Raw genomic sequence first — 16,673 nt, 5'->3', positions numbered from 1 at the left:
TTTCTGCGATGGATCGGTGGCCCACCCCGCCCAGCCTGGCGGCCGCCAGTCCATCGGGTCGTCTTTACCCCGCGGGGCCGGGCACGATAGAATGCCCCGATTTAGCGGATTCGAGTGCATGGAACGCAAGCTTGTCGTCGGCAACTGGAAGATGAACGGCGATCTGGTAGGCAATCAGGCGCTCTTCGAACAGCTTGTCGGCCGCAGTCCCGGCAGCGTCGATACTGCCCTGTGCCTTCCGTTTCCTTATCTGGCGCAGGGTCAGCGAGCGTTGTCGGGTAGTGCGACGATGCTCGGCGCCCAGAATCTGAGTGAGTTCGACGCCGGGGCGTATACGGGCGAAGTCAGCGGGGCAATGCTGGCGGACTTCGATTGCCGCTTCGTCATCGTCGGCCATTCCGAGCGGCGTGCGTTGTTCCACGAGGATGATCTTCTTGTCGCCCGAAAGGCTCGTGCTGCGCTGGCGGCGGGTCTCGCGCCGATCGTGTGCGTCGGGGAGTCGCTTGTCGAACGCGAAGCGGGCCGTGCAGAAGATGTGCTGTTGCGCCAGCTCGATGCCTTGGCGCGGGTGCTCGATGGCGCCTCGCTCTCACGGCTGGTGATCGCGTACGAGCCGGTGTGGGCAATCGGGACCGGACGAGCGGCATCCCCGGAGCAGGTCCAGGCGATCCTGTCATTCGTGCGGGGCTGGTTGGCCCGTCATGTGGTGGATTCTCGCGCGGTCAGAGTCCTGTACGGGGGAAGCGTGAAGGCAGACCGTGCCGCTGCATTGTTCAGTCTGCCTGATTCGGACGGCGGGCTTATCGGCGGCGCGTCGCTGATTGCCAAGCAATTTCTTGAGATCTGCGAAGCTGCTGCCGTGGCTACGCAGGACGACGATGTAAGCGATTTCAAAGGTTCTCGATGAGTAACTATATTTTTTCAATCGTTCTGACGATTCACGTGCTGGTAGGGTTGTGCATTATCGGGCTGGTGTTGATGCAGCATGGCAAGGGGGCGGATGCCGGAGCGGCATTCGGCGGAGGCGCATCGGGCAGTGTGTTCGGATCGTCCGGGTCGGCGAATTTCCTCAGTCGAACGACAGGCATTCTTGCCACGGTCTTTTTCATAACCAGTCTGGGTCTCAGCTACCTCGCCAGCAACAAGCCGAGTCAGCCTTCGAGCGTGATGGAGGGGGCCTCGACCTTATCCGTGCCGGCGGCGGACGCGAAGCCCGCGGACGGCGGCGAGGCTCAGGATTCGAAGGCGCAGGCGATTCCAAAATAAGTTCATTTTGGGTTTGCGCACTGCGGAAAAAGTCGTATAATTTCGCGGCTGTAACAAATATTGCCGACGTGGTGAAATTGGTAGACACGCCATCTTGAGGGGGTGGTGGCGAAAGCCGTGTGAGTTCGAGTCTCACCGTCGGCACCAGGTATTGAAGATCGCCCGCTGATGCGGGCGTTTTCATGCCGTACAACAGCGTAGTCAGAGCAAGTCTAATATTCAAAACGGGGTGTTTCGATGCTGGAAAACTACTTTCCTGTCCTGATGTTCATCCTCGTTGGTCTGGGATTCGGTCTGGTTCCCGTGATTCTCGGGCGTGTTCTCGCTCCTTACCGGCCTGACGGAGAGAAGCTGTCGCCTTACGAGTGCGGCTTCGAGGCGTTTGAAGACGCTCGCATGAAATTCGACGTGCGCTATTATCTCATAGCCATTCTTTTCATTCTCTTCGATCTTGAAATCGCCTTTCTGTTTCCTTGGGCGACTGTTTTTCAGGAATTCATTGCGGCGGGTGAAATTGCCTGGTTTGTATTCGGTTCGGTAATGGTTTTTCTTGCCGTGCTGGTTATCGGCTATGTCGTCGAGTGGAAGAACGGTGCACTCGACTGGGAGTGATGCATGAGCATTGAGGGCGTTTTTCGCGAGGGATTTGTTACCACCTCGCTCGATGCGGTGATCAACTGGACGCGTACGGGTTCCCTGTGGCCAATGACCTTCGGCCTCGCCTGCTGTGCCGTCGAAATGATCCACGCTGGCTGTGCGCGATACGATCTTGACCGTTTCGGCGTGGTGTTCCGTCCCAGTCCGCGGCAGTCGGATCTCATGATCGTGGCTGGTACGCTTTGCAACAAGATGGCGCCGGCATTACGCAAGGTTTATGACCAGATGGCGGAGCCTCGCTGGGTGATCTCGATGGGCTCCTGCGCCAATGGCGGGGGCTACTATCACTACTCGTATTCGGTGGTGAGGGGGTGTGACCGCATCGTGCCGGTCGATGTTTACGTGCCGGGCTGCCCGCCGACCGCAGAAGCGTTGCTGTACGGCATCATTCAGTTGCAGAACAAGATCAAGCGCACTAACACCATAGCGCGGTGACAGGTAGCCCATTTATGAGCTTGAAGCTGGAACGTCTGAGCAGTTCACTGCAAAATATCCTGGGTGCGAAAGTGCGCTCGGTGATCGTTGATCGCGGCGAGGTTACGCTCGAAGTCGCGGCGGCCGATTACCTCCACGTTGCGCAACTGCTGCGGGATCATCGCGATCTGCAGTTCGAGGAACTGATCGATCTCACGGGCCTGGATTATTCGGCTTACGGAAGCGGAGCATGGGCGGGAAAGCGGTTCGCCGTTGCCGTACATCTGCTTTCGATCACGCACAATTGGCGGGTTCGCTTGCGTGCCTTCGCCGATGACGATGCATTCCCGATGCTCGAATCGCTGGTGGGAGTGTGGCCCAGTGTCAACTGGTACGAGCGTGAAGCGTTCGATCTCTATGGCATCATGTTTGCCGGTCATCCGGATCTGCGCCGAATCCTGACGGATTACGGATTCGTCGGTCATCCGTTCCGCAAGGATTTTCCTGTTTCCGGCTACGTCGAGATGCGTTACGACCCCGAGCAGGGAAGGGTGGTATATCAGCCGGTGACCATCGAGCCACGTGAGAACACGCCGCGCATCGTGCGCGAAGAGCACTACGGGGATGTCGGCCATGGCTGAGATTCGCAATTACACGATCAATTTCGGTCCGCAGCACCCTTCTGCCCACGGCGTGCTTCGCCTGGTGCTCGAACTCGACGGCGAAGTCGTCGTGCGGGCCGATCCGCATATCGGCCTGCTCCATCGCGGAACGGAGAAACTCGCGGAAACGCGCACCTGGGTGCAATCGGTCCCTTATATGGACCGGCTCGATTATGTGTCCATGATGTGCAACGAGCATGCCTACTGCATGGCGATCGAACGCCTGCTGGGTGTCGAAGTGCCGATCCGTGCCCAGTACATCCGCGTCATGTTCGACGAAATCACCCGGATTCTGAATCACCTCCTCGGTATCGGCACGCACGCGCTCGATATTGGCGCGATGACGATGGTCCTGTATACCTTCCGCGAGCGTGAAGATTTGATGGATGCCTACGAGGCGGTTTCGGGCGCGCGGATGCATGCCGCGTATTACCGTCCCGGAGGCGTCTACCGTGATCTGCCGGATCGTATGCCGCAATATGTGGTTAACAAGTTCAAGAATGCGAATACCGTCCGCGAATTGAACGAGAACCGTCAGGGATCGTTGCTCGATTTTCTCGAGGACTTCACCGAACGGTTCAACGGTTACTGCGACGACTACGAAACACTCCTTACCGACAACCGGATCTGGAAGCAGCGCACGGTCGGTATCGGCGTGGTAACGCCCGAGCAGGCCAAGGCTTGGGGGTTCACCGGACCGATGTTGCGGGGTTCCGGCATCGCATGGGATCTGCGCAAAAAACAGCCCTACGAAGTGTACGACCGGATGGAATTCGACATTCCCATCGGGAAGAACGGCGATTGCTATGATCGTTACCTGTGCCGCATGGAAGAGATGCGCCAGTCGAACCGGATCATCAAGCAATGCATCGACTGGCTGCGCAAGAATCCGGGGTTGGTCATTGCCGACAATTACAAAGTTGCGCCGCCGCCGCGCGAGCGGATGAAGGGGAACATGGAGGAGTTGATCCACCATTTCAAACTCTTCACTGAAGGTATGCATGTTCCGAGCGGCGAGGTATATGCGGGAATTGAACACCCCAAGGGTGAATTCGGCGTCTATGCGGTCTCCGACGGCGCGAACAAGCCTTACCGTCTCAAACTCAGGGCGCCGGGGTTTGCGCATCTCGCGGCAATGGACGAGATCGCCCGCGGCCACATGATTGCCGACGTGGTTGCGATCATCGGCACGATGGATGTGGTGTTCGGCGAAATCGACCGCTGAACGAACGGGCATGACAAACGTCGGCAGGCAATCCGGGAAGACGAACACGAAATGCTGAGTCAGGAATCGCTACAACAGATCGATCGCGAGATCGCGAAATATCCGCCCGACCAGAAGCAGTCGGCGGTAATGTCGGCGCTGCGCATCGCCCAGGTTGAAATGGGCTGGCTGGCGAAAGAGACGATCGAGTTTGTCGCTGGCTATCTCGACATGCCGGCAATCGCCGCGTACGAGGTGGCGAGTTTTTACAACATGTACGATCTCCAGCCGGTGGGACGTCACAAGATCACGGTGTGCACCAATCTCCCGTGTGCCCTGTCGGGAGGAGTGCATGCGGCGGATTATGTCAAGCAGAAGCTGGGAATCGATTTCAACGAAACCACGCCGGACGGCAAATTCACCCTCAAGGAGGGTGAATGCATGGGAGCCTGTGGTGATGCTCCGGTAATGCTGGTGAATAACCACCACATGTGCAGCTGGATGACGACTGAAAAGATCGATCAACTGCTGGCCGATCTGGAAGACAAATGAGCGCACGCGGACTTATTCTCGCCGGGGTCGACGGCGACCGTACCTGGCGGTTACAGGATTACATCGGGCGCGGTGGTTATTCCGCGCTGAAAAAAATCATTGCGGAGAAGATTCCGGCTGAGACGATCATCGCCGAATTGAAGGCCTCTTCGCTGCGCGGGCGTGGGGGGGCGGGTTTTCCCACCGGGCTCAAGTGGAGCTTCATGCCGCGCTCGTTCCCCGGAGCGAAATACCTCGCCTGTAATTCCGACGAGGGCGAGCCGGGCACTTTCAAGGACCGCGATATTCTTCGCTACAACCCGCACAGCGTCATCGAGGGCATGACGATCGCGGCGTATGCGATGGGATGCGAGCGGGGCTACAACTATATCCACGGCGAAATTTTCGAGATCTACGAGCGCTTCGAGGAGGCGCTGGCCGAAGCGCGTGAAGCGGGTCTGCTCGGTCAGAAAATCCTGGGTTCGGATTTTTCGTTCGAGTTGTTCGCGCATCACGGCTACGGGGCCTATATCTGCGGTGAAGAGACCGCGCTGCTCGAGTCGATCGAAGGCAAGAAAGGGCAGCCGCGCTTCAAGCCGCCGTTCCCGGCAAGCTACGGTCTTTACGGCAAGCCGACGACGATCAACAACACCGAGACATTCGCGTCGGTGCCGTTCATCATCAATATGGGCGGAGAGAGTTTTCTCAATCTCGGGAAGCCGAACAACGGCGGGGCGAAGCTGTTCTCGATTTCGGGGCACGTCAATCGGCCGGGGAATTACGAAATCGGGATGGGCACCCCGTTTGCAGAGTTGCTTGAAATGGCCGGAGGAATGCGCGGCGGACGCAAGCTCAAGGCCGTGATTCCCGGCGGCTCGTCGTCACCCGTGCTGCCGGGAGCCGTCATGATGGATTGCACGATGGACTATGACTCCATCGCCAAGGCAGGCTCGATGCTCGGTTCTGGCGCGGTGATCGTCATGGACGAGACCACGTGCATGGTGAAGGCGCTCGAGCGACTGTCGTATTTCTATTTCGAGGAATCCTGCGGCCAGTGCACGCCGTGCCGCGAGGGAACCGGATGGCTTTATCGGGTGGTTCATCGGATCGAGAACGGGCTGGGACGCCGCGACGATCTCGGTCTGCTCAACTCGGTGACCGGCAACATCATGGGACGCACCATTTGCGCCCTCGGTGATGCCGCATCGATGCCGGTGCAGAGTTTCATCAAGCACTTCGGCTCGGAGTTCGAGTACCACATCGAAAACAAGAAATGTCTAGTGCCGCCCGAGGTTCAGCACCTGGGCAGCCAAATCTACGTGAGTCCGTGATGCTAGAGATCGAAATCGACGGCAAGCAGGTATCGGTCGAGGATGGCAGCACCGTGATGGATGCAGCGACCAAGATCGGTGCATACATTCCGCACTTCTGTTATCACAAGAAACTGTCTATTGCGGCAAGTTGCCGCATGTGTCTCGTTCAGGTCGAAAAGGCCCCGAAGCCGCTGCCCGCCTGCGCGACGCCGGTCACCAACGGCATGAAGGTGTGGACGCGATCGGATCAGGCGATCAAGGCGCAGAAAGGGGTGATGGAGTTTCTGCTCATCAACCACCCCCTCGATTGCCCGATCTGCGATCAGGGCGGCGAGTGCCAGTTGCAGGATCTCGCCGTCGGTTACGGCGGGAGCCAGTCGCGCTATGAGGAAGAAAAGCGCGTCGTGTTCAACAAGAACCTCGGCCCGCTCGTTGCGACGGACATGACGCGGTGCATCAACTGCACGCGCTGCGTGCGGTTTACGACCGAAATCGCCGGCATGATGGAACTCGGCCAGGCCTTCCGCGGCGAACATGCGGAAATCATGCCGTTCATCGAAAAGACACTCGAATCCGAGCTGTCGGGCAACATCATCGACCTTTGCCCTGTCGGTGCATTGACGTCGAAGCCTTTTCGCTTCGCCGCGCGCACCTGGGAGCTTTCCCGGCGCAAATCGATCAGCTCGCATGATTCGCTCGGATCGAATCTCGTCGTTCAGGTCAAGCACGATATCGTCAAGCGGGTCCTGCCGCTCGAGAACGAAGGAATCAACGAGTGCTGGCTGTCCGACAAGGATCGTTTTTCGTACGAAGGCTTGAATAGCGAGGATCGTCTGACGGTTCCGATGATCAAGCAGGACGGCGAGTGGAAGGAAGTCGACTGGCAGGCTGCGCTCGAATTCGTCGCCAACGGTCTGCTCGCGACGGCGAAAGAGAACGGACCGGCGACGATCGGTGCGCTGGCGTCGCCCCATTCGACCCTCGAGGAGTTGCACCTGTTGCAGAAACTCGCGCGCACACTCGGTACCGACAATATAGATTTCCGGCTGCGGCAGTGGGATTTCCGGGCAGACGGTCATCGGACGGGCGCTCCCTGGTTGGGAATGCCGATCGCCGATGTCGCCGGGCTGAACCGGTTGCTGATCATCGGCAGCTTCTTGCGCAAGGACGCGCCGCTGCTGGCGCAGCGCGTGCGGCAGGCGGCCAAGCGTGGGCTGCAGGTGAGTGCGATCCATGCCGCGGGCGATAACTGGCTGTTGCCGGTGAAAAACGAGGCGCTGGTCGCGCCGTCCGGGATGGTCGGCATGCTGTTGCAGGTCGCCGCAGCCCTGGCGGCGGAAAAGGGCATGCCGGTTGTCGACGAACTCGCCACGCGGGTGCCGGCGGAAATCTCGGACGAAGCTCGTACGATCGCCCAAAATCTCGCCACGGGCGCTCGCGTCGCCGTGTGGTTGGGCAACTTTGCGGAACAGTCCGAGTTCGCTGCCGAACTGCACGTCGTTGCACAGGAAATCGCCCGCTTGAGCGGTGGTTCCCTGGGCTTCATCGGCGAGGCGGCAAACAGTGTCGGCGGGTATCTCGCGAAAGCGGCGCCCATCGTCGGGGGATTCAACGCGCGGCAGATGGTCGAGCAGCCGCTGAAGTCCTATCTGCTGCTCAATGCCGAGCCCGATCTCGATTTTGCCAATCCCGTCGCCACGATGGCGGCGTTGCGCGGCGCACGGCTCGTCGTGGCGCTGTCCGCGTTTACATCGCCCGCGCTGCGATCCTGTGCAAACGTGCTGCTGCCGATTACTCCGTTTACTGAAACGTCTGGCACTTTCGTCAATTGCGAGGGCAGGGTGCAGAGCTTCAATGCCGTCGCGCGCGCGCGCGGTGAAGCGCGGCCGGGCTGGAAAGTGCTTCGCGTCCTCGGCAACCTGCTCGAACTGGAAGGTTTCGACCAGAACGATTCCGAGGCGGTCGCGGCGGAAGTGTTGTCCACGGATGTCGCGGAACGCCTGGGGAACGGCGTGTCGGACGTCGAACTCTCGACGCGTCCTGCGGCTGCCGGCGGGTTGGAGCGAGTGAGCGACGTGCCGATCTATTTCGCCGACCCCCTGGTGCGGCGCGCCCCTTCGTTGCAAAAGACGCGGGACGGCGCGGTACCGTCGCTCCGTGCGAGCGCGGCGACGCTTGCCCGCCTGGGATTTGAAGCGGGTGCGCGTGCCCGCGTGAAGCAGGGCGGAGCTGTCGCAGAACTGGGTGTGGTGGTCGATGAAAAGGTCGCGGACAACTGTGTTCGCATCGCGGCCGCTCACCCCGCGACTGCGGCCCTCGGCGCGATGTGCGGCGAAATCAGCCTGGAGCGTGTCTGATGGAAGCTTTGCTGGAACCCGTGGCGCAGTTGTTCGGACCTGCGTGGCCCGCAGTGTGGACGCTCACGAAGATCGTCGCGATCATCGCGCCGTTGATGATTTGCGTCGCGTATCTGACGCTGGCGGAACGCAAGGTCATCGGCTACATGCAGGTTCGGATCGGACCGAACCGGGTCGGTCCGAAAGGCCTGCTGCAGCCGATTGCCGACGGGATGAAACTCCTTTTCAAGGAAATCATCGTCCCGTCCGGCGCCAGCAAGGGGCTGTTCATTCTCGGCCCGATCCTGGCGATCGCACCTTCGCTCGCAGCCTGGGCGGTCGTGCCTTTCGGCGAGGGGATGGTGCTCGCCGATGTCAACGCCGGACTGCTGTTCCTGCTGGCAATCACGTCGGTCGAAGTGTATGGCGTGATCATCGCGGGGTGGGCGTCGAACTCGAAATACCCGTTTCTCGGCTCGATGCGTGCCGCAGCGCAGATGGTGTCGTACGAAGTCGCGATGGGTTTTGCGCTGATTTGCGTGCTGCTGATATCGGCGAGCCTTAATCTGACCGATATCGTCCGATCGCAGGCCCAGGGTCAATTCCACGAAATGGGATGGTCGTTCCTGTCGTGGAACTGGATTCCGCTGTTCCCGATGTTCATCGTGTTCCTGATTTCGGGCATCGCCGAAACCAACCGCGCGCCGTTCGACGTCGTTGAAGGCGAATCCGAAGTCGTGGCCGGCCACATGGTCGAATATTCGGGCATGGCGTTCGCGCTGTTCTTCCTGGCCGAATACGCGAACATGATCCTGGTTTCGATCCTGACGTCGGTGCTGTTCGTCGGTGGCTGGCTGTCCCCGGTCAGCTTCCTGCCCGACGGATTCTTCTGGCTGGCATTGAAAACAGCGTTTTTCCTGTTCGTGTTCCTGTGGGTGCGAGCAACGTTCCCGCGCTTCCGCTACGACCACATCATGCGGTTGGGCTGGAAGGTATTCATTCCCATCACCCTGGTGTGGGTGGTCGTGGTGGCAGTGTGGATGATGTCTCCGCTGTCGATCTGGAAATGAGAGGCTGATGATGGGTGCGAAGGATTACATCGGTAGCCTGTTCCTCACGGAACTGATCAAAGGTATGGCGCTGACCGGGCGCCACCTGTTTGCGCGCAAGATCACGGTGCAGTTCCCGGAGGAAAAGACACCAGCGAGCCCGCGGTTTCGTGGATTGCACGCGCTGCGCCGCTATCCGAACGGCGAAGAGCGGTGCATCGCATGCAAACTTTGCGAAGCGATCTGCCCGGCGCTGGCGATCACGATCGAATCCGCGCAGCGGGACGATGGATCGCGGCGCACCACGCGTTATGACATCGATCTCACCAAGTGCATCTTTTGTGGTTTCTGCGAGGAAGCGTGCCCGGTCGACGCGGTGGTTGAAACCCGCGTGCTCGAGTATCACGGTGAAAAACGCGGCGATCTCTACTACACGAAGCAGATGCTGCTTGCCGTTGGCGATCGTCATGAAGCACAGATCGCTGCCGATCGCGAAGCCGACGCCAAGTATCGCTAAGGGAGGGCGCTGACGGGCGCCACGAAAAAGAAAATGGATTTCAAGACTTTCGTCTTCTACGTTCTTGCCGCGATCGTGATTTTCGCCGCGCTGAGAGTCATTACAGCGCGAAACCCTGTACACGCGGCCTTGTTCCTGGTGCTGGCGTTCTTCTCGGCAGGCGGGATCTGGCTGTTGCTGGCGGCGGAGTTTCTCGCGGTCGTCCTCGTCATGGTGTATGTGGGCGCAGTCATGGTGCTGTTCCTGTTCGTCGTCATGATGCTGGACATCAACCTCGATCGGCTGCGACAGGGATTCTGGAGCTATCTGCCGGTGGGCGCGCTGATCGGCGTGCTGCTGGTGGTCGAAATGGCGCTGGTGCTCGGCGGACGGTACTTCGGACTGGAAGCCATGCCCGAGCCGCCCGCGGCGCAGGCGGGGTACAGCAACACACGCGAGTTGGGGCGGCTGCTCTATACCGATTACGTGTATCCGTTCGAACTGGCTTCGCTGTTGTTGCTCGTCGCGATGATCGTCGCGGTGACGCTGACGCTGCGCAAGCGCAAGGGCGTCCGCTATCTCAATCCGTCCGAGCAGATTTCGGTCAAGCGTGGCGATCGCGTCGAACTGATTTCGATGCCCGCCGAGAAAGAATAAGAACTGCTGCCGCTGTTAGGCCGATGCAATCAGGGAGTCATTGATGCTTTCGCTTTCCCACTATCTCGTTCTGGGCGCGATCCTGTTCGCGATCAGCGTGGTCGGGATCTTCCTCAACCGGAAGAACCTGATCGTCCTGCTGATGGCTATCGAGTTGATGTTGCTCGCGGTCAATCTGAACTTCATTGCCTTTTCGCACTATCTCGGCGATCTGGCAGGGCAGATTTTTGTTTTCTTCATTCTCACCGTGGCAGCAGCGGAATCGGCAATTGGCCTGGCGATTCTGGTGGTGTTGTTCCGCAATCTGCGGACGATCCATGTGGATGATCTCGACAGCCTCAAGGGTTAAGGAAGCGGCTCGATGACGGACATGCAAAAGCTTTATCTCCTGGTGCCGCTGGCACCGCTGGCCGGCGCAATCCTCGCCGGACTGTTCGGCAAGCTGATCGGACGCGCGGGGGCGCACATCGTCACGATCCTCGGCGTTGCAACGGCGCTCGTGGCCTCGGTGGTGATCTATCAGGACGTACAGGCCGGGAACACGTTCAACGGAACCGTGTATACGTGGATGACGACCGGAACCCTGACTCTCGAGGTCGGCTTCCTGATCGACTCGTTGACCGTGATGATGATGCTCGTCGTGAGCTTCGTGTCGCTGATGGTGCATATCTACACCATCGGCTACATGCACGACGATCCCGGCTACCAGCGGTTCTTCAGCTATATTTCGCTGTTCACGTTCTCGATGCTGATGCTGGTGATGTCGAACAACTTCCTCCAGTTGTTCTTCGGCTGGGAGGCAGTGGGCCTCGTCTCGTATCTGCTGATCGGCTTCTGGTACGAGCGCCCGACGGCGATCTACGCGAACCTCAAGGCGTTCCTGGTCAACCGCGTCGGCGACTTCGGGTTCCTGCTCGGCATCGGCCTGATCGCCGCCTACGCCGGAAGCCTCGATTACGCCGAAGTGTTCGCCAAGGCGGGCGAACTCGCCGCGCAGGACATGGCGGTTACGGGCTGGCCGTTGATCACCGCGATCTGCATCTGTCTATTCATCGGCGCGATGGGCAAGTCCGCGCAGGTTCCGCTGCACGTCTGGCTTCCCGACTCGATGGAAGGCCCGACGCCGATTTCCGCGCTGATTCACGCGGCGACGATGGTGACGGCCGGGATTTTCATGGTCGCGCGCATGTCGCCGCTGTTCGAGCTGTCGGACGTCGCGCTGTCGTTCGTGCTGGTGATCGGCGCGACAACTGCGCTCTTCATGGGCTTCCTCGGCATCGTCCAGAACGACATCAAGCGCGTCGTGGCGTACTCGACGCTCTCGCAGCTGGGCTACATGACCGTCGCGCTGGGCGTCTCGGCGTATTCGGCCGCGGTGTTCCACCTGATGACGCACGCGTTCTTCAAAGCGCTGCTGTTCCTCGGCGCCGGTTCGGTGATCATCGGCATGCATCACGATCAGGACATGCGCAACATGGGCGGTCTGTGGAAATACATGCCCGTGACCTGGTTCACATCGTTGCTGGGATCCCTTGCGCTGATCGGCTTCCCGTTCTTCTCGGGATTCTATTCGAAGGACTCGATCATCGAGGCGGTGCACGCTTCGACGATTCCGGGTGCCGGCTACGCGCTGTTCTGCGTGCTGTTCGGCGTCTTCATCACTGCCTTCTATTCGTTCCGCATGTATTTCCTGGTTTTCCATGGCAAGGAGCGGTTCGGCAGCAACCATGGGCACCATGATCATGTGGGCGATCATGACGACGAGGAACCCTCGACCGATCACCATCACGGCCTCGCGCCTGGACAGAAACCTCACGAGTCGCCGTGGGTCGTCACGCTGCCGCTGGTGCTGCTCGCGATTCCGTCGGTCGTGATCGGGTTCTTCACGATCGAGCCGATGTTGTTCGGAGAATGGTTCAAGGGCGTGATCTACGTCGGCGCCAATCACGTCGGCCTGTCCGAGCTGGCTGAAAACTTCCATGGACCGGTGGCCATGGCGATACACGGGCTGCAGACCGCGCCGTTCTGGCTCGCGATGGGCGGCGTCGGGCTCGCATGGTTCTTCTACATGGTGCGGCCGGACATTCCGGCGGCGATACAGCGCACTTTCCGGCCGGTGCATGCGCTGCTCGAGAACAAGTATTTCTTCGATCGCATCAACGAAATCGTTTTCGCGGGCGGCTCGCGGCAACTCGGCAAGGGATTGTGGAAAGGCGGCGACCAGGGGCTGATCGACGGAGTTGCGGTGAACGGGACCGCCAAGCTGGTTGGCTGGATCGCCCAGATCAGCCGGCTGTTCCAGACCGGGCATCTCTACCAGTACGCGTTCGCAATGATCATCGGGGTCTTCATCCTGCTCACCTTCTGGTTCAACCTCGGTTGATCGGGTGTCGGAACAATGAATAACGATAAACGCGCGTCGGTCGTCGACGCACTTGACGGAAAGTAACGATGACGGGTTTGCCATTCCTGAGCCTTGCGATCTGGGTACCGATCCTGGGGGGGTTGCTCGTGCTAGCGACCGGGTCGGATCGTAATGCGCCGCTGGCGCGGTTCCTGGCCATGCTGGTCGCCATTGCCGGTTTCCTCGTGACGCTGCCGCTGTACTCGCAGTTCGACGCGAGTACCAGCGCGATGCAGTTCGTCGAGATCCTGCCGTGGATTCCGCGCTTCAACATCAATTACCACCTCGGAGTCGACGGGATTTCGGTGCTGTTCGTCCTGTTGAACGCATTCATCACGATCATGGTCGTGATCGCGGGATGGCAGGTGATCCAGCAGAAAGTGGCGCAGTACATGGCTGCCTTCCTGATCATGTCGGGCCTGATGAACGGCATCTTCTCGGCCCTGGACGCCGTGCTGTTCTACACGTTCTTCGAAGCTTCGCTGATCCCGCTGTATCTGGTCATCGGGATCTGGGGCGGCGCGAACCGGGTGTATGCGGCGATCAAGTTCTTCCTCTATACGCTGTTCGGTTCGCTGCTGATGCTGGTCGCGCTGCTGTATCTGTTCATGGAGGGCGGTGGCAGCTTCAACATCCTCGATTGGCACCAGTTGCCGCTCGAAATGGGTCCGCAGACGCTGATTTTCTGGGCCTTCCTCATCGCGTTCGCAGTGAAGGTGCCGATGTGGCCGGTTCATACCTGGCTGCCTGATGCGCACGTCGAAGCGCCGACAGGGGGTTCAGTAGTGCTGGCGGCAATCGCGCTGAAACTCGGTGCGTACGGCTTCCTGCGTTTCTCGCTGCCGATCGTCCCGGACGCGGCCCAGGCGATGGCGCCGATGATGATCACGCTGTCGCTGATCGCGGTGGTCTATATCGGTTTCGTCGCCCTCGTGCAGACGGACATGAAGAAGCTCGTCGCATACTCGTCGATCTCGCACATGGGTTTCGTCACGCTCGGGTTCTTCATGTTCAACACCATCGGCCTCGAGGGCGCGCTGGTGCAGATGATTTCGCACGGCTTCGTCTCGGGCGCGATGTTCCTTTGCATCGGGGTGCTTTACGACCGCATGCACTCGCGCAACATCGCCGATTACGGCGGCGTGGTGAAAGTGATGCCGAAGTTCGCTGCATTCTTCATGCTGTTTGCGATGGCCAACGCCGGGTTGCCCGGCACCAGCGGCTTCGTCGGCGAGTTCATGGTCGTCCTCGGCGCGGTCCAGTTCAATTTCTGGGTCGCGTTCGCAGCAGCGATAACGCTGATTCTCGGCGCCGCATACACCCTCTGGATGTACAAGCGCGTGATGTTCGGCGCGATCGGCAACAGCCATGTCGCGCAACTGAATGATATCGACGGTCGAGAGTTCGCGTTCCTCGGGGTTCTGGCCCTGTGCGTGCTGGCAATGGGCTTGTATCCATACCCCTTCACCGAAGTCATGCATGCTTCGGTCAATGAACTCCTGCGGCACGTTGCCGTAAGCAAGCTCTAATCGAGCGGGCGAGACTTTTTTCGGACTGGTCAGAAGATGAATTTTGTTATTCCCGACTTCTACCCCGCGGCGGCCGAGATTTTTGTTGCCGTGATGGCGCTCATCATCATGATGGCGACAACCTTTGCGCGGCGGATTGCACGCGGTCTGGCCTATTATCTGACCCAGACGACGCTCGTTGTCGCCGCGCTCATCACGATTGGGACGATGGACGGTCAGGTCACGTTGACTTTCAGCAACATGTTCATTTCAGACCTGATGGGGGATTTCCTGAAGGTCATGATCTACTTCACCGTCGCGATCGCCCTGCTGTACGGGCGAGGCTACCTCGCCGACCGCAACATCGATCGCCCCGAATACTATCTGCTCACGCTGCTGATGACGCTCGGCATGATGGTGATGGTCACGTCGAACCACATGTTGTCGCTGTACATCGGACTGGAGATGATGTCGCTGTCGCTCTACGGGATGGTGGCGTTCGACCGCGAGTCGGCTCGCTCGACCGAAGCGGCGATGAAGTATTTCGTGCTCGGCGCGCTCGCGTCCGGGCTGCTGCTGTACGGCATGTCGATGGTTTATGGCGCGACCGGCAGCCTCGAGTTCTCGGGGATCGCGCAGTCGATCTATCACCAGGCCGCAAACAAGACCGTGCTGTTGTTCGGCGTGGTGTTCCTGGTCGCGGGAATCGCATTCAAGCTGGGGGTGGTGCCTTTCCACATGTGGGTGCCCGACGTCTATCAAGGCGCCCCGACCGCTGTGACGCTGATGATCTCGTCGGCACCGAAGCTTGCCGCGTTTGCCATGACGATGCGGTTGCTGGTGTATGGCCTGTTCGAACTGGCAGAACAGTGGCAGTCGATGCTGATGTTCCTCGCCGTGCTGTCGATCATTCTGGGCAACTTCGCGGCGATCGCCCAGTCGAGCATCAAGCGGATGCTGGCGTATTCGGGCATTTCGCACATGGGCTTCGTGCTGCTGGGCCTGCTTTCCGGCGTGGTGGAGGGCGACCGCCATTTCGCACTCAACGCCTACAGTTCGGCGATGTTCTACGCCGTGTCGTACGTGATCATGAGCCTTGCCTCGTTCGGAATGGTGATCCTGCTGTCGCGTGCGGGGTTCGAAGCCGAGAATATCGACGACTTCAAGGGGCTGAACAAGCGTAGTTCGTGGTTCGCCGCAATGATGATGATCGTCATGTTCTCGATGGCGGGCATTCCGTTCTTCATCGGGTTCTTCGCGAAACTGTCCGTGCTCCAGGCGGTCGTCGCAGCGGGCTATGTGTGGCTCGCCGTGCTGGCTGTGGTGATGTCGGTGATCGGTGCGTATTACTACCTGCGCGTCGTGAAGGTCATGTATTTCGACGAACCCACCGACTCCGCGCCGATCCGTGCTCCGGCCGAAGTACGCGTGATGCTTTCGGCCAACGGTCTGGCGATCGCGGTACTCGGCCTGCTGCCCCAGGGGCTGATGTCGGTCTGCGCCTATGCGTTGCTCGCCTCCCTCTGAGCGGGACCCGCTCGAAGAACTCGAACTCGACTCCGAGCCGGTTTTCGAGGGGGCGTTGCTGAAAGTCCGACGCGATCGGGTCAGGCTGCCCGACGGGGCGGAATCGATGCGCGAATATGTGCGGCATCCCGGTGCGGTGGTGGTACTTGCGGTGCTTCCCGACGGCAGGCTGCTGTTCGAGCGCCAGTATCGCTACCCGCTTCGGCGTGCTTTTCTCGAACTGCCGGCCGGAAAGATCGATGCCGGCGAAGACCTGCTGAGTTGTGCTTGCCGGGAACTGCGGGAAGAGACCGGCTACGAGGCGGACGAATGGCAGTATCTGGGTGTGATGCACCCGTGCATCGGTTATTCGGACGAACGCATCGAGATTTTTCTCGCGCGCGGCCTCTCGCATGTCGGGGATGCCCTGGACGACGGTGAATTTCTCGAGGTCCTGACCCTTTCCGTCGAGGAGGCGCTGGAGGCTGCGCAGGACGGACGCATCACGGACGGCAAGAGCATCGTTGCGCTGTTCCGTGGCTTTCGCGCGCTGGGTCTGGCGGTGGGGCCGGCTGGCGGCAGCTGAACGGTTTCGAGGCAAGGCGTGCCTCGCTTTGCCTCTTGCTGTTTTCCGATGAACAAAAGCCCGCGATTTTCCAGTCGCGGGCTT

At 59.9% G+C, this 16,673-nt stretch carries 17 protein-coding genes and 1 tRNA gene; all 18 read left to right on the top strand.

The genetic code is table 11. The annotated features are described in order from the left end of the window. The first annotated feature begins 118 nt into the window (after positions 1-118). On the top strand, positions 119-907 hold the full coding sequence (tpiA, locus tag pbN1_RS03290; RefSeq protein ID WP_169202417.1) for a triose-phosphate isomerase: 789 nt from the start codon (positions 119-121) through the stop codon (positions 905-907). Then, positions 904-1,266, top strand: coding sequence for a preprotein translocase subunit SecG (secG, locus tag pbN1_RS03285; protein ID WP_169202416.1), 363 nt, complete (start codon positions 904-906; stop codon positions 1,264-1,266). The genes tpiA and secG overlap by 4 nt, the downstream gene beginning before the upstream one ends. Positions 1,267-1,328: 62 nt before the next feature. Further along, positions 1,329-1,413: transfer RNA gene (locus tag pbN1_RS03280), tRNA-Leu, on the top strand. Between the two features lie 90 nt (positions 1,414-1,503). Next, the gene (ndhC, locus tag pbN1_RS03275; protein ID WP_011238547.1) at positions 1,504-1,878 is read left to right on the top strand and encodes an NADH-quinone oxidoreductase subunit A; all 375 of its coding nucleotides are present in this window, start codon (positions 1,504-1,506) and stop codon (positions 1,876-1,878) included. Positions 1,879-1,881: 3 nt separating this feature from the next. Next, a complete protein-coding gene (locus pbN1_RS03270; protein WP_011238548.1) occupies positions 1,882-2,358 on the top strand; it encodes a NuoB/complex I 20 kDa subunit family protein in 477 nt (158 codons plus the stop codon). Between the two features lie 14 nt (positions 2,359-2,372). Continuing rightward, positions 2,373-2,978, top strand: a complete 606-nt coding sequence (locus pbN1_RS03265; protein ID WP_169202415.1) for an NADH-quinone oxidoreductase subunit C — start codon at positions 2,373-2,375, stop codon at positions 2,976-2,978. Then, a complete protein-coding gene (locus pbN1_RS03260) occupies positions 2,971-4,224 on the top strand; it encodes an NADH-quinone oxidoreductase subunit D (RefSeq protein ID WP_169202414.1) in 1,254 nt (417 codons plus the stop codon). The genes pbN1_RS03265 and pbN1_RS03260 overlap by 8 nt, the downstream gene beginning before the upstream one ends. 51 nt (positions 4,225-4,275) lie before the next feature. Then, positions 4,276-4,755 (top strand): NADH-quinone oxidoreductase subunit NuoE, encoded by a 480-nt coding sequence (gene nuoE, locus pbN1_RS03255; RefSeq protein WP_169202413.1) that lies wholly within the window; start codon positions 4,276-4,278, stop codon positions 4,753-4,755. Then, complete coding sequence (gene nuoF, locus pbN1_RS03250; RefSeq protein WP_210147642.1) at positions 4,752-6,065, top strand: NADH-quinone oxidoreductase subunit NuoF; 1,314 nt, start codon at positions 4,752-4,754, stop codon at positions 6,063-6,065. Before nuoE ends, nuoF begins: the two co-directional genes overlap by 4 nt. After that, complete coding sequence (nuoG, locus tag pbN1_RS03245) at positions 6,065-8,404, top strand: NADH-quinone oxidoreductase subunit NuoG (RefSeq protein ID WP_169202316.1); 2,340 nt, start codon at positions 6,065-6,067, stop codon at positions 8,402-8,404. The genes nuoF and nuoG overlap by 1 nt, the downstream gene beginning before the upstream one ends. After that, on the top strand, positions 8,404-9,453 hold the full coding sequence (nuoH, locus tag pbN1_RS03240; protein WP_169202315.1) for an NADH-quinone oxidoreductase subunit NuoH: 1,050 nt from the start codon (positions 8,404-8,406) through the stop codon (positions 9,451-9,453). Before nuoG ends, nuoH begins: the two co-directional genes overlap by 1 nt. Before the next feature lie 10 nt (positions 9,454-9,463). Continuing rightward, positions 9,464-9,949, top strand: coding sequence for an NADH-quinone oxidoreductase subunit NuoI (gene nuoI / locus pbN1_RS03235; protein ID WP_169202321.1), 486 nt, complete (start codon positions 9,464-9,466; stop codon positions 9,947-9,949). A gap of 33 nt (positions 9,950-9,982) precedes the next feature. After that, the gene (locus tag pbN1_RS03230; protein ID WP_169202314.1) at positions 9,983-10,585 is read left to right on the top strand and encodes an NADH-quinone oxidoreductase subunit J; all 603 of its coding nucleotides are present in this window, start codon (positions 9,983-9,985) and stop codon (positions 10,583-10,585) included. 43 nt (positions 10,586-10,628) lie between these two features. After that, positions 10,629-10,934, top strand: coding sequence for an NADH-quinone oxidoreductase subunit NuoK (gene nuoK, locus pbN1_RS03225; RefSeq protein ID WP_011238557.1), 306 nt, complete (start codon positions 10,629-10,631; stop codon positions 10,932-10,934). A gap of 12 nt (positions 10,935-10,946) precedes the next feature. Further along, complete coding sequence (gene nuoL, locus pbN1_RS03220) at positions 10,947-12,968, top strand: NADH-quinone oxidoreductase subunit L (RefSeq protein WP_169202313.1); 2,022 nt, start codon at positions 10,947-10,949, stop codon at positions 12,966-12,968. Positions 12,969-13,036: 68 nt separating this feature from the next. After that, positions 13,037-14,518 carry an NADH-quinone oxidoreductase subunit M gene (locus pbN1_RS03215; protein WP_169202312.1) on the top strand — a complete coding sequence of 494 codons (1,482 nt, stop codon included), beginning with the start codon at positions 13,037-13,039 and terminating at the stop codon, positions 14,516-14,518. A gap of 36 nt (positions 14,519-14,554) precedes the next feature. Further along, positions 14,555-16,024 (top strand): NADH-quinone oxidoreductase subunit NuoN, encoded by a 1,470-nt coding sequence (gene nuoN / locus pbN1_RS03210; protein ID WP_169117004.1) that lies wholly within the window; start codon positions 14,555-14,557, stop codon positions 16,022-16,024. Next, positions 16,002-16,589, top strand: coding sequence for an NUDIX domain-containing protein (locus pbN1_RS03205; RefSeq protein ID WP_169117005.1), 588 nt, complete (start codon positions 16,002-16,004; stop codon positions 16,587-16,589). The genes nuoN and pbN1_RS03205 overlap by 23 nt, the downstream gene beginning before the upstream one ends. Positions 16,590-16,673 lie beyond the last annotated feature (84 nt).

The sequence above is a fragment of the Aromatoleum bremense genome (genome assembly GCF_017894365.1).
Lineage (GTDB): Bacteria > Pseudomonadota > Gammaproteobacteria > Burkholderiales > Rhodocyclaceae > Aromatoleum > Aromatoleum bremense.
Note: the sequence above shows the minus strand (reverse complement) of the source record. Positions and strands in the feature narration are given on the sequence as shown.